The organism is Flavobacterium daejeonense DSM 17708, from assembly GCF_000425425.1.
Taxonomy (GTDB): domain Bacteria; phylum Bacteroidota; class Bacteroidia; order Flavobacteriales; family Flavobacteriaceae; genus Flavobacterium; species Flavobacterium daejeonense.
On sequence record NZ_AUDK01000001.1, the window covers coordinates 416,685 to 430,978 of the forward strand.

Here is a 14,294-nt window from a genome sequence, read left to right on the forward strand (position 1 = left end):
CTATTTTAATATCAGGTACTTATCCTGAATCACGATAAAAAATATGAATACATTAATAGCAATAATAGGATTAGGTGTTTTATGCCTTTTATTTGAAATTTTCGATGCCCGAAAAGCAATTATTCCAATAGCCGTTATTGGATTATTAGCCATTCTTGGACTGGACATATCCGAATACAATGCTGCTCCTGCTTTCTACTACAACAACATGATTGTTGTGGGCAAATATTCAACTACTTTTTCAGCATTATTTATCATCCTTACAATCTTTTTGGTGAGTTTAGGTCATAAATTTTACGAAAATCGTCCGACAAAACTTTCTGATTTTATTGCCATTAAAATATTTCTATTAGCCGGAGCGGTTGCGATGGTTTCTTTTGGAAATTTAGCGATGTTCTTTTTAGGAATTGAAGTATTATCTATTGCGCTTTATGTTTTGGCTTCGAGCAATCGTACCAGCATCAAAAGTAACGAAGCCGGTTTGAAATATTTCCTAATGGGTTCGTTTGCATCCGGAATTATTCTTTTCGGAATTTGTTTAATTTACGGTGCCATGGGAACTTTTGATATTACTGAAATCAGTGAATTATCCCGTTCAGCTGAATTGCCAATTTGGTTCCCTATTGGAATTGTGCTGCTTTTCATTGGAATGTTATTCAAAATTGCTGCTGTTCCTTTCCATTTCTGGGCTCCTGATGTTTATGAAGGTTCGCCTTCTTTAACAACTGCTTTGATGAGTACTTTGGCAAAAGTGGTTGCCATCGCAACTTTGTACAAATTAGTCAAAACAATGAATGCTGATATTTCTCCATCTTTCCAGTTGGTAATTGTAATTGTATCAATTGCTTCGATGACCGTTGGAAATATCATGGCACTTCGTCAGATAAATGTAAAACGTATGTTGGCTTTCTCAGGAATCTCGCATGCCGGATTTATGTTGATGACTTTATTGAGTACTGCTAAATCTTCAGGAACTTTATTGTACTACACTTCTGCTTACGCATTGGCCGGAATTGCTGCCTTTAGCGTAATCCTGTATGTGTGCAAAACCAGAGAAAATGAAGACATCACAAACTTTCATGGTTTAGGGAAAAACAATCCTTTGATGGCGGCTGTTTTAACGGCTTCCTTACTTTCAATGGCCGGAATTCCTATATTCGGAGGTTTCTTCGCTAAGTTGTTCTTATTCACACAAACGATTCAGGCTGGTTTCATCGCTTTGGTTATTGTTGCGGTAATCAACTCAATCATCAGTGTGGGCTACTATTTTAAATTGATTTTGGCCATGTACACCAAAGAACCTAACGAGGCTAAAATTCCAGCTTCCAAAGTGTATTTGGCTGTTGCCATAATTGCTATTGCACTCAATATTGCAATGGGATTATGTCCTTCTTTTGTGTTGGATTTATTATAATCTTATCTGAAATAAAAACAGTAAAACCATCAGGATTCGTCTTGACGGTTTTTTCTTTTTACAAAGTATCCAACCAAAGCAACTCTTAATAAAAACATAACACCCAAACATTTACAACTATTTTTCAATACATTTGTATATACAAATAAATAAAAGATGGAAAATAAACTTAAAATACAAATCTGGTCGGATATTATGTGTCCGTTTTGTTATATCGGAAAAAGACGTTTAGAAAATGCGATTAATCAGTTTGTTCATCAGGATGCCATCGAAATTGAATGGAAAAGCTTTCAACTGGATCCTAATTTTATTGCCTCTGAAGATGATAATTTAGCCGAACATCTTGCTGAGAAATATCGAAAAGATCAGGAATGGGCCCTAGAATCCTTAAAAAATACTGCGGAAACAGCCGCCAATTCGGGTTTGGAATTTCATTTTGAAAAAGTCATCATGGCTAACTCGTTTAATGCGCATCGCCTGTTGCATTTAGCTAAACAACAGCAACTAGGATCAGAACTAAAAGAATTATTATTCAAAGCCTATTTTACCGATGGTAAAGATGTAAACAATACCGAAACACTAAAAAAACTGGCAATTAAAGCCGGATTAGAAGCTGAAACTATCGATAGTGTACTCACAACTGATGCATTTGCTAAAGAAGTACAGCAAGATATTTTGAGAGCCCAGCAAATAGGTGTTCAGGGCGTTCCCTTTTTCGTATTTGATAATAAATATGCTGTTTCGGGTGCGCAATACGAACAAACCTTTTTAAATGTTCTTGAAAAAGTTTGGGAAGAAGGTCAATTTCAATCAAAAATTACTATCTTGAATTCCTCAGAATCGAACAGCTGTAATGTGGAAGGCTGTGACTAAATTGAACAAGATGAGTGAACATAAACTAACAAAAATTCGATGGGGAATCATTGGTTGCGGAGATGTAACCGAAAAAAAAAGTGGTCCTGCTTATCAAAAAACAGAAGGATTTGAAATTGTTGCTGTAATGCGCAGAGATGCTGAAAAAGCAGCCGATTATGCTCACAGACACGGGATTAAAAAACATTATTCCGATGCAGATGCATTAATCAATGATCCGGAAGTAGATGCGGTTTATATTGCTACTCCACCTGATTCGCATAAACTATACGGTTTAAAAGTAGCCGATGCAGGAAAAATTTGCTGCATCGAAAAACCACTGGCACCGAGTTACGAAGACAGCAAAGCCATTTACGAAGCTTTTGCAGCTAAAAAAATACCACTTTTTACTGCTTATTACCGCCGTTCTTTACCAAGATTCAAACAGATTAAAAAATGGCTGGAAGCCAACAGTATTGGACAAATAAGACATATCAACTGGCATTTGAGCAAACCCGCTTCTCCTCAGGATTTATCAGGCTTATACAATTGGCGCACTGATGCTAATGTGGCTAAAGGAGGTTACTTTGACGATTTAGCCAGTCACGGATTAGATTTATTCAATTATCTATTGGGAGATATCAAAGAGGTTTCAGGCTTTAGCATCAACCAGCAAAATTTATATTCGTCCAAAGATGCTTTGGTTTCCTGCTGGCTACACGACAATGGTATTACAGGAACAGGCAGCTGGAATTTTGGCTGTGCTACCCGCGAAGACAAAGTTGTAATTTACGGAAGTCAGGGGACGATAGAATTTTCAATCTTCGATGAAAATCCGGTTATACTTTCTAACGAAAACGGAGTAGTTCCGCTTTTTATCGAACATCCGGAAAATGTGCAATTAAACCATGTTCAGGACATGAAGGAGCAATTACTGGATTCCGGCACACATCCTTCAAACGGAAAAACGGCTACACACACCAGTTGGGTTATGGATCGTATTATCGGCAGCATTTAAAATAAAAAAAGTCCCTTAACCACAGGGACTTTCTTTTTTCACTACACAAACTAATTAATTACTAACAAATAGCAAATTTCTAACCAAAATTAGTATATCATAATTCGTGCCAAAATTAAATTCAAAACTATTTTAATTAAAAAAAACCTACTTTTTTTACAAAGCCGTCTTATCAACAACCGCAAAAGGATCCGACATTATAGTTGCCGAATCGTCTAATACCAAAACTTCATACCTGCTAATCTTAGTTTTAGACTCTTCTACCAAATAATAAATCCCTTCCTTAAAGTTATTTAAATCATAACTCCTAACCAATTTCCCGTCCACCAGGACGTTTTCAGTATGAATCAATTTATCATTTGCATCATAAATACTTATTTTGGTTTCATCCGAATCTTCTAAACCAAATGAAATCATTTTTTCCTGACGAAATTTATTATGTAATGAAAAATTAACGGCTACCGCATACACATTCATAGCCAACAAGACTATCCCTAACACTAAACTAATTTTTAAAATCTTTTTCATAATACCATGTTTTAGATTTATACTCATTTCATAGTATAAAGTTAGAACAAGCCTGCAGACCAAAATGATAGTAAATTTTCCAATTAATATGCTGAATTACCTTTTACGAAAACGTTTTAGTGAAATATAGTTAATATTCCATATTTATTTGTTAACTTAGTATAGCCAAACCAAACGTAACAAAAATGAAACCGAATGCACCAACACTCAAAATAATCGAACCTTCGTTTGGAAGTTCGTTTACACTCACCAAATACAACATTAATTATAATTCCAATTTTTGGCATTATCACCCCGAAATTGAACTGATATTTGTAAACGGCGGAACAGGAAAACGCCAGGTGGGCAGCCACATTTCTTATTACAACAACGGCGATTTGACTTTAATTGGGAGCAATTTACCACATTGCGGATTTACCGATGAACTTACCGGAAATAAAAATGAAATCGTCATCCAAATGAAACCGGAATTTTTGGGCGAACATTTTTTTGATATTCCTGAAATGCGAAATATCAAAAACTTATTGAATCAAGCCAAATCCGGAATTACTTTTGGCGGAAAGACGAAAAGAAAAATTGGAAAAAAAATCGGAAAAATGGAAGACCAATCTCCATTTGAACGACTGTTGAGTATTATCGAAATTCTCAACGAACTGGAACTCGCCACCGAAGACGCTACTGTTTTAAATGCCGAAGGTTTCCGAATGGAAATGCACGTACAGGACAACGAAAGAATCAATTACATTTTCAACTATGTAAAAGATCACTTTAAAGAACCTATTCATCTTGATGAAATTGCCGGAAAAGTATCCATGACTGTCCCATCATTTTGTCGTTATTTCAAAAAAATAACCCACAAAACATTTACTAAATTCGTAAACGATTACCGATTAGTTCACGCCTGTAAATTATTAGCCGAAAAACCCATCAGCATTACCGAAATTGCTTTTGAAAGCGGTTTTAATAATTTTAGTCATTTTAATAAAACTTTCAAAGAATTCACAGGCAAAAATGCTTCAGAATACCGGCATGAATTAAAATCGGTTTTTGAGTAAAATAACATTTAACCATAAAAAAAGGCCCCTAAAAGGAGCCTCTTTCATCTAACCAATCTTAATTATTTAACAGCAACCGTTTTATACTCTACTGAATATGGATCTGACATAATAGTTGCAGTCTCATTCACCACAAGAATTTCATACTTTTCCACTTTTGTTTTAGACTCTGCTACCAGGTAATACACCCCGTCAGCCAATGGATTTAAATCGTAAGTCTTCACAATTTTTTCTGAAGATTTCAACGGATTCAAGTTTAAAGTATAAACGTGCTCCGTGTGCAACAATTTATTACTTGAATCATACATAGAGACATCAGCTTTATTTACATCATTTAGTGCAAAAGTTACCATCTTTTTAGAACTGATTTTTTCAACTTTAGCTGTTTTATGACCAGTTGCGCGTGTATTCATAGCCAATAATACAACTACTAATACGATACTTAGGTTTAAAATCTTTTTCATAACTAGAAATTTTAGATTTATATTTCTTTTAACTGGTTCAAAGATAGTATGCTAGCATAGAATTAAACTACAGCAGTTTTTCATATTTCTATGCTATATTACCTTTTACGAAAACGTTTTAGTAAAAAAATGGTAATTTTAAATACTTTAAAGTTAATATAGCATAGTTTTGACCAAAAACACAATTCTATTATCTTCAGAAAAAAACAAAAAACACTACCGTTTTTTCTAAAAAACTCCCCCAAACAAGATTCAATAAAAAACACTAATGCGTAATTTTGTACTATGTATGCTTTAGTCGATTGTAACAATTTTTATGCTTCCTGCGAACGTGGTTTCCAACCGGAACTCAACGGCAAACCCATTGCGGTTTTATCGAACAACGATGGCTGTGTGATTTCCAGAAGTGAAGAAGCCAAAGCAGCCGGAATTACTATGGGTGCGCCTGCATTCCAGATTAAAGACTTGGTAAAAGAGAAAAACATCAAAATCTTTTCGTCTAATTATGCGCTTTATGGCGATTTAAGCCGCCGTGTAATGGCAATCCTGAATCAGTTTACTCCCAATGTTGAAATTTACAGTATTGACGAAGCCTTCCTGAATTTTGATGGATTAACTATTACCGATTATCATAATTATGGTCTGCAAATGAAGCAGCGAGTTCAAAAATGGCTTGGAATTCCGATATGCGTCGGATTTGCAGAAACCAAAGCCTTATCGAAAGTAGCCAATAAGATTGCCAAGAAATTCCAAGACAGAACCCAGGGCGTTTATGTTATCGACTCCGAAGAAAAACGCATCAAAGCCTTAAAATGGACTAAAATAGAAAATGTTTGGGGCATTGGTTATCGCATGACTAAAAAAGTAAAACTGAGAAACATCAATACGGCATTCGATTTCATACAACCGCAGCACGAAGCCTGGATAAAAAGCACCATGGGCGTAACCGGTCTTCGATTGAAAGCGGAACTGGAAGGAAAATCGGTTTTTGATTTGGAACCCATTGTCGAGCAAAAGAAAAGCATTGCCATTACACGAAGTTTTCCCAAACAAATCTCCGATTTTGATTTACTTCGGGAACGCATCACGACATTTGCAGCCGTTTGTGCGGAGAAATTAAGAAAACAAAAATCCTGTTGTCATACTATAATAGTCATGCTCGTTGTGGACAAGCATACCATTAAAACATCCAAATATTATTTTAACAGCGCCATTACTTTGCCGTATGCAACTAATTCGACTTTGACTATTGCCAATACCGCTGTCGAATTATTCAAACAATTGCATCAGGGAAACGAACATCTGAAATTCAAAAAAGCAGGCGTAATTGTAAGCGAACTCATTGGTGAAAACCAAAAACAATTACAATTATTCGAAGAAGAAAACCCAAAACATCTGGCACTGATGAAAGCCATGGATCATCTCAATACTAAAATTGGCGAAACCAAAGTAAAATTGGCCAGCCAGAATTTAAAACTCACCTGGGACATGAATCAGAATCATTTATCAAATAAATACACCACTAATTTTAAAGAGATTCTCGAAGTAAAATGTCAATAAAAAAAGATCCAAAACTCACTTTTCACAAACCGGGTTTTGAAAGCGAACTGCGTATTCCTTTTATTCCTGATGGTGTTTCGGCAGGATTTCCCTCGCCGGCAGCTGATTTCACGGAAAACAATATCGACCTGAATAAAGAACTAAGCGAAAATCCACTGGCTACTTTTTACATTAAGGTAAAAGGAAATTCGATGATTGATGCTGGCATCAATGACAAAGACGTGCTTATTGTAGACCGAAGTATTGAACCGCAGGACAACAAAATTGCTATTTGCTTTATCGATGGCGAATTCACCGTAAAACGCATTAAACTGGAAAAAGACTGTCTCTACCTGATGCCCGAAAACAGCAATTACACTCCCATAAAAGTAACCGAAGAAAATGAACTCATCATTTGGGGAATTGTTACCTATGTGATAAAAAAAATGTAGCTTTTAGCTCTTCGGAGATCTAGGTCTCTCTAACAACCAGTTTTTTACGTCTAACTTTATTAAGGTAACGGTGGTACTTGGTATTTTTACTTTCATCCCTAAAATTATTTTGGCTATTTCTGTTGCTTTAGTATATTGTTTGTTTTGGCGGTATAGATCAAATAAAGCATATTTTGGTCTGAATCTCGAAGGAACCATTAAGGATGCTAAATAATATGCGTTTTCTGCTTTTTTAAACTGTTTTAATGCTTGGTAACCATTGCCCAGTTTCATTTGTAAATCAGTATGGATTTCAAATTTTTTAGCTTCTTCAAGTATTTTTGTTGCTTGTAGTGGGTTTGTTATCATTAAGTCAGAGCCATAATCATATAGAAAATCTCCGTCATAATGTAATTCTTTATATGCGTTTTCATATAAAGGTAAGGCTTTTTTAAAATTGTAAATTTGAGCAAAATCACCTGCCTGCTTCCATTGTTTTCTGGCTTCAAAATCTTTCCACTGATTGTAACAGACAAAGAGTACTGCAAAAGTTGACAAAAATAATACGGGCTTAAATATGTTTTTGTTTATAGAGAAAACAAAACCTGTATCAGAGCCAGCAGCCATTATAATAGCCAAAAAGAAAACAATATTTACAACAACCGGTAAAATATGAAAAGGATACGAAAACAAACAACAGATTAAAATTCCTATCAAAGCTCCCTTGGCAGGTAACGCAATATACTGCCATTCGGATTTTGTTTTAGATTGTAAAATTAAAACAATAAGCCAAACCAGTAAGAAAAACCCAACTAGCCCCAACTCTACTGCTGCTTGAATAAATTCGTTAAAGCCATAGTAAATATTGTCTGCCAGTAAAATATAGTTGCTATTGGGATGTATTTTGAAATACATGGCTTGGTAATTATTATATTCTGAAATAAAACGACAAAATCCATGACCAAACATAGGCTTATCTTTTATCATTGCAAGGCTAATTTCATACACAAGCAGCCGTCCTTTGGCGGATTGTGGCTTGTAACCATACAAAAAAACAGCCGTACTGATTGCTATTATACTCAAAAAGGCTAGGGACAAGAACTTGTTTTTACTACTACCCAGCAAATACTTAAAGGTTTTATTCAATCTTATCAACGGCCAACTTACAATGATTACACCAATAATGGCCGCAACCCAAGATGTACGACAACCTGTAAAAGCTAAAGCTGCAGCAATTAGTAGTGCCGTAGTTAAAGCAAAATAGCGATAAATCGTTTTTGAAACATCATTGGAATTTTTAGAATATAAAAAAAAGCCAAAGCTAAAAATAAGAATAGAAACTAAATAGATGCTATACGGTGTAGAGTTGCCAAAAGAACCAACGACTTTAAAAAAATTGAAACCAGTATTATCCAGTAATTTTGCTTGTTGCAATAATCCATAAACACTCTCAAAAGTACCAATACATAGAAAAACAAGTATTAGTAATAATAGAAGCTTTGGGACTTGTAAGAACATTTTTTTCAAAACCACTAAAAAAACAGTAAGCGCTATTAGAATAATATAATAAGGTATACTGCCTTTTGCAAAAGGCATAAACAAAAGCCGTATCCCAATATAAAACAGCAATAAAAAAAGTGCCAAATCAATAATGGTTATACGTATATTTAATGCCTTTTTTCTAAAAATTAAGTTTATTGAAAATACTAGAATTAGAACAGACCCCAGTACAATGATAAAATAGCGTTTAGCCAAAAAATTACCGTTTGAAATGGTATTAGTGCCAATAAAAAGTAGCAAGAGAAAAAACAGTAATACTGTGCTAGTGAATTTTTGAAGATTAGTCATGGAATAGCAAGATAAGATAGTGTGTTTTTGGATAAAAACACATTTTGACAACAAAATTTAAAAACAAAAACATCTTTGCACATCCATTTCTTGAATAGTATTTTTCGAAAAACGAATGATGCAGAAGATGTTTTTACTAACTAAATTAAAGAATGTTCTAGCGAAATAGGTATTTAACAAATTCTCCTAAAAGTATTGCAATAAAGAACATAAAGAAAAAAATATAAGAATCTAATTTTGATTTAGAATCATTGTGGGTTTTATCTACTCTTTCTTTATACATCAACCAACCTAAAAGTAGAATAAATACTAGTACTGAAAATAGTAAGAATGTATTATTGTATCTATTATGTTGTGTTATCCTGTCTATGAAAAGTAAAAAGGGATAGGAAATTATACAAACAAAATGTTTGATTTTTAGAGGGAATTTATTTTTCATTTATAGAAATATTAAGAAAATTATTAACTTGTACCTTGATTGAGTTTAAAAACCATTTTCAAATAAATTTTCCATTTCGTCTTGTTCTTTTGCTGTTTTTCAAGACAAAATTTACTTAAAAATGGTTAATTATATAATAAAAAAGCATTTATTTCATATTTATTCAAATAACTTGTTTAAAAATTCATTATATTCTACTTTCGCATTTTTCATAATCGTCCATTGCATCATTTATGCAATTTACGGCTGCTTGCTCACAAAGGTATACTGCTACTAAATAAGCTGCGTATACCCTCTGGACCGAATTCAACAGTAAGCATAAATAAAGCAGTTGCGCCACCAGTACAAAGAGCTAAATCACGATCACATCTTCCATAAGTATCAGAGTAATCTTGTGCACAATCTGTTGCAGGATCTTCTTCTAGCCTGCTAACTATTGATGTTTTTAAAAAGCGTGTTTTTAGTTTCTCTTTTCTCCTTTCTTCGAAAGCATTCTGTAATTCTATTGTTAATAAGTTTTGCTTTTCAGTAATTGAATATTTGCTAAATCTCGGGTTATTAGCAAGAAAGTCTTTGGCAAGATTAGTTGCTTTAATAGTTAAATCAATCACTCCGACGCTGTCTTTTATCCCCACTTTTTCCAAGGCTATTTTTAAATCATTTTGAGTTTTTATCCCTGAAAGCGATTGTTTCAATTCTGCATAACCAACTTTGCTTCTAGCGAGTCTATTTTGTATCATAGTTGTGTATCTCACATACTTTCTAGCAAATTCTTGTAAATTTGTTTTCAGAGCAAGATCACTTTGTTGTTCAGGTAGCACTAGGTTGGTCTCCTCTACAACCGATACTTCTTCTGTGTTTTGATTCAAAGGAAGCTGTTTTTGCTGTTCTATTAGTCCTATGTCTTCGGTAGCGCAAGAAACAACTATAATTAATAATAACGAAATAATTGTTCCAAGGACGATTGATGTTTTGAATTTGGTCATTTTTTTGATTTTAAAAGGTTATAGTGTTTATTAATTTATTATTTTTTGTTTTTACCATGAAAAATTTGTTTTTAATGTCTCTTCTTTTTTTATAGGATTTCTTGCTTTATCTGATGCCAGTTGCAATGCAGAGTCAGGCATATCATTTATCATTTTTTGAAGATTTTCACTTGCTTCTACAGTATGGTCTCCATATCGATCTCTGGACACTAATTTGTACAAGTTATAATTGTAATTTTCGGCAATTACTTTTGTACTATCCAAACTTTGATTTATCTCTCTACTTTTCATTTCTTCCCATGATTTCTTCGCCCAGTTTAAAGCTTTAGTTTGGTTCAAAATCACCAATAGTTCTATATACTGTTTGTCGGTTAAAATAGCGGGTAATTGACTTCTTTCGTATTCTTTTAAATTTAAATCGGGGTTTGCTACTTTTTTATCACTCATAAGCCCCATTTGAATGAACAAATCGTCGATTTGTTTTTTGTTCAATTGCAGTTGATTGCTATTTTTTATAGCGTGAGCAAATTTTGAATTCTCTTTCATATTGAGAATTTTAGTACTCACAATGCTTTTGCTTTTTAAGGCTTGCAAATACAAATTGTTTACAGAATCGTATTTAGTGAATAAGTTTTCTAGGTCTTTGTTGGTTTTTTCTGTAGTAGCTCCACTCATCAATATTTTTTCTGTTTCCAATCTTTTGGTATAGAATAATTGATATAGGGCATTATGAGTTTCCGTGTCTATATTTTGTGTTTTTGCAATCAATGATAAATTTGTTTTTGCTTCAACCTCGGCATTTTTGGCGACTTGTTGCAAATACAGTTTTTTAAAGGTTTGTTGTTTGTCTGTTTGGGCATGCAATACATACGAAAACAGTGCTAAAACAATCATAATTTGTAATTTGTTTTTTTTCATAGTTAAAATTATTAGTCAATATTTATGGGTTAGGTAATTGATTCAAAAAACTCAAAACCAAATTCGTTCCTTATTCTCATTAATTATAAATGGTCTTTCTTTGCCTTGAGAATATTCAGGAATAAGGAGTAAAAGAGCGTTTTTAGGTACTTTTTCAAAAACTAGCGTTTGGCTTCCAGCTATTGCTGTTTGTTCACCCAAAGAAACCCAATCAGTGTACCAATAATAGAGAATGTATTTTTTTTCGGGTCTGAATTTGAGGTATTTTTCCTGCTCTGCTATAGTTATAGTTTGAGTGTTTTCCAGATCGGGTTTTAGCGTTACTTGATGATTGTATCCCAAAGCTATTGGGTAAGCAGCAGGTTTAATTTTGTTATTGCTATAATAAGCAGGCAAAAAAACGGCTCCTTTACATAAATTATCAAAGGTTACTTGCTCGTCTTTTATTTTTCCCCACCAAGTAGCCCTCCATTTCATACCGTTAAACACACAGGCGTAAGCAACAGTTGGTCTGTTATTATCACTAAATAGTGATGTTGTGATACTGCTGGTTTGCCAGTATTGCTCTGTAACATCAAGATAGTTTTCTTTACGCATAAATCCAGGAGGTATTTGCTCTTTGGGCAGTATTGCTGCCAGAACATTAGGCTGGCGGGCGTAAGTAGTTCTTATCACTTTGGAGGGTTCCCTTGAGAAATTATCGATCTTTACATTAGCGGTTGAAACATCAAATGGAATCAGCTTGTCCTCTGACGAAAAACTACTGTTGAAAAAATGAGTACCTGTACTTGTAGCCCAAAAGGGCACACTTTCTACTGAGGCACAATAGCCCTGCGAACGAAGAATATAGGTCATTAGATTGGCTATATCATCACAGTTTCCTTTTTTACGGTTTAACAATTGTATAGGACCAAGATGCGGCAAGGGTTCTTTACGTTGCTCCAAATTCCAAGTATTAACAAACCAATTTCTAAAATCTTTAGCAAAATAGCGTATTGCCTTCTCGATGTCTTCATTTTTTAAACTATCTTGAATCCATCCAAATTTTTCTCGATACGTAATACGCCAATCTTGTAAGGGTTCTGTCCCTACTCGATAGGGTAATATATAGTTGCAAAAATTTTCGAATGATAGATTTTTATTTTGTGGCTTTTCCCAAAAAACAAAGGCATTTTCAATATTTTTTATCAAAAAATCAGCTTTGATTGCGTCAATATCTTTGTAAATGACGGGTATCGGTTTTAAATTTTTGTATTTTGGTTTTATTTCTTCAAAAGCCTTAACAGCAGTAGCAAAATCAGGATAGTCCATTTCGTTATATGGAATTTTTTTGCCTGTCTCGTCTGCCCAATAATAATCCACAGAAGAATGAATATCTATATTACTTATTAAAAAATAAGTTGCTTTTAGCTTCAGACTGTCTCCTACATTTTGATTGTATTGATGAATAACTTTTTCTAGTTCACCTCGATTTTTTCCGGCTTTTACCAGAACATCTGTTATTTTTTTTGGCAGATTATTTTGACTCATCGAACAAACTCCCGAAAGCAGGAGTATTGCATATATAATTTTAGTCATTCAGTTATTAGATTATATTTAAACTGTTTTTTTAGGACGTTTTGTTGCTAGATAATATTTTGAAGCGAAAATACTATTAAATAAATCATAACGTATCCTGTACTATCCTGCCTCTGTTTAAAAAAATCTTCTGATATCAAATTCACTCGTGTACCAAAATATTGATTATGTCTTCTTTATATGAGGGTTAAAAGAATTATTTATTCTAAGAATAAAAAACATACATAAAATCTGGATAAATATTTTACAAAAATATATTTGTTTGAAGACTCATACAATACCCACTTTTAGTGATTTTTTTGTATTTCTTTTGATCATAAAAAAAGTGGAATCAAACGAATTCGATTCCACATTTTCACATTTAAAACTATTATTTTCTTTTACCAGAACTTCACGTATAAAGCAGCAATAATCAATAAAGTGATGATAATTAATACGGTAGTTTGCGGTTTTACTTTGAACATTTCAGTATCCAATTCAAACGCTTTTGGATTTACTTTTGGTCCTGCAAAACTAATTCCAACCATCAATAACATCGTAAAGAAGAATGACAATCCCATACAAATGTGGAATGGAATTTCATACAATCCTTTTCCGTTTGGATAAGCCGTGTACAATAAAGTTTCATTTCCAAATAAAGCCGGTGCATATTCGTTGAATAATACAGACAATAAGAATCCTGCCAATACTCCCACAATCGCAGCCAATCCTGTTGTACGTTTCCAGAACATACCTAAGAAGAACATCGCAAATACTCCGGGACTGATGAATCCTGTATATTTTTGAATATAAGTAAATCCACCTACCCCTCCAATTCCTAAAACATCATTCCAGGTAAACATTACCGCTAAAACCATTGAAGCAAATACAGCCAAACGACCAATGTTTACCTGTTGTCTTTCTCCGGCATTTTTTTGAATGTATTTTTTATGTACATCTAAGGTATAAATTGTAGAAATACTGTTTACTTTTCCAGCTAAAGAAGCCACGATAGCTGCTGTTAAAGCCGCAACCGAAAGTCCCTTTAAACCTGTAGGCAAGAAAGTTAACATCGCTGAGTAAGCTCCGTCTTTTCCTCCAACTAATTGTGGTAAATGTCCTCCTTGATATAAAACATAAGCCGCAATACCTGGTAACATTACAATTACAGGCATTAATAATTTTAATAATCCTGCAAATAAAATACCTGTACGGGCTGTTTGTAAATCAGCTCCCAAAGCTCTT

13 protein-coding genes are annotated in these 14,294 nt (G+C 33.8%); 6 read left to right on the top strand and 7 right to left on the bottom strand.

Features of this window, described 5'->3' with window-relative positions; genetic code table 11:
- Nucleotides 1-43 precede the first annotated feature (43 nt).
- The 3 genes from H599_RS0101795 (at nt 44) to H599_RS0101805 (ending at nt 3,284) form a co-directional block, all read left to right on the top strand.
- Complete coding sequence (locus H599_RS0101795; RefSeq protein ID WP_026712546.1) at nt 44-1,414, top strand: NADH-quinone oxidoreductase subunit N; 1,371 nt, start codon at nt 44-46, stop codon at nt 1,412-1,414.
- 156 nt (nt 1,415-1,570) lie between these two features.
- Complete coding sequence (locus H599_RS0101800; RefSeq protein WP_026712547.1) at nt 1,571-2,287, top strand: DsbA family oxidoreductase; 717 nt, start codon at nt 1,571-1,573, stop codon at nt 2,285-2,287.
- A 10-nt stretch (nt 2,288-2,297) separates the two neighbouring features.
- Nucleotides 2,298-3,284, top strand: a complete 987-nt coding sequence (locus tag H599_RS0101805) for a Gfo/Idh/MocA family protein (RefSeq protein WP_026712548.1) — start codon at nt 2,298-2,300, stop codon at nt 3,282-3,284.
- A gap of 156 nt (nt 3,285-3,440) precedes the next feature.
- On the opposite strand, the gene H599_RS0101810 is transcribed toward H599_RS0101805, so the two are convergent.
- Nucleotides 3,441-3,812, bottom strand: coding sequence for a hypothetical protein (locus tag H599_RS0101810; protein ID WP_026712549.1), 372 nt, complete (start codon nt 3,810-3,812; stop codon nt 3,441-3,443).
- 185 nt (nt 3,813-3,997) lie between these two features.
- On the opposite strand from H599_RS0101810, the gene H599_RS0101815 reads away from it, so the two are divergent.
- The gene (locus tag H599_RS0101815; RefSeq protein WP_026712550.1) at nt 3,998-4,867 is read left to right on the top strand and encodes an AraC family transcriptional regulator; all 870 of its coding nucleotides are present in this window, start codon (nt 3,998-4,000) and stop codon (nt 4,865-4,867) included.
- Nucleotides 4,868-4,929: 62 nt separating this feature from the next.
- On the opposite strand, the gene H599_RS0101820 is transcribed toward H599_RS0101815, so the two are convergent.
- Nucleotides 4,930-5,331 carry a hypothetical protein gene (locus H599_RS0101820; RefSeq protein ID WP_155960714.1) on the bottom strand — a complete coding sequence of 134 codons (402 nt, stop codon included), beginning with the start codon at nt 5,329-5,331 and terminating at the stop codon, nt 4,930-4,932.
- A 285-nt stretch (nt 5,332-5,616) separates the two neighbouring features.
- On the opposite strand from H599_RS0101820, the gene H599_RS0101825 reads away from it, so the two are divergent.
- Complete coding sequence (locus H599_RS0101825; RefSeq protein WP_026712552.1) at nt 5,617-6,891, top strand: Y-family DNA polymerase; 1,275 nt, start codon at nt 5,617-5,619, stop codon at nt 6,889-6,891.
- Nucleotides 6,882-7,322 (top strand): LexA family protein, encoded by a 441-nt coding sequence (locus H599_RS0101830; protein ID WP_026712553.1) that lies wholly within the window; start codon nt 6,882-6,884, stop codon nt 7,320-7,322. Before H599_RS0101825 ends, H599_RS0101830 begins: the two co-directional genes overlap by 10 nt.
- A 3-nt stretch (nt 7,323-7,325) precedes the next feature.
- Here the strand turns inward: H599_RS0101830 and H599_RS0101835 are convergent, their stop codons facing one another.
- From H599_RS0101835 to H599_RS0101860, 5 genes are all read right to left on the bottom strand, one after another.
- Nucleotides 7,326-9,056: an O-antigen ligase family protein gene (locus H599_RS0101835; RefSeq protein ID WP_162174242.1), complete on the bottom strand. Its 1,731-nt coding sequence runs from the start codon at nt 9,054-9,056 to the stop codon at nt 7,326-7,328.
- A gap of 786 nt (nt 9,057-9,842) precedes the next feature.
- Nucleotides 9,843-10,574 carry a hypothetical protein gene (locus H599_RS0101845; RefSeq protein WP_026712556.1) on the bottom strand — a complete coding sequence of 244 codons (732 nt, stop codon included), beginning with the start codon at nt 10,572-10,574 and terminating at the stop codon, nt 9,843-9,845.
- A 51-nt stretch (nt 10,575-10,625) separates the two neighbouring features.
- Nucleotides 10,626-11,492, bottom strand: coding sequence for a hypothetical protein (locus H599_RS0101850; RefSeq protein ID WP_026712557.1), 867 nt, complete (start codon nt 11,490-11,492; stop codon nt 10,626-10,628).
- A gap of 51 nt (nt 11,493-11,543) precedes the next feature.
- Nucleotides 11,544-13,022, bottom strand: a complete 1,479-nt coding sequence (locus tag H599_RS19035; protein WP_051590600.1) for a transglutaminase-like domain-containing protein — start codon at nt 13,020-13,022, stop codon at nt 11,544-11,546.
- Nucleotides 13,023-13,450: 428 nt separating this feature from the next.
- A partial coding sequence (locus H599_RS0101860; protein WP_026712558.1) for a sodium:solute symporter family transporter occupies nt 13,451-14,294 on the bottom strand: 844 nt, incomplete at its 5' end.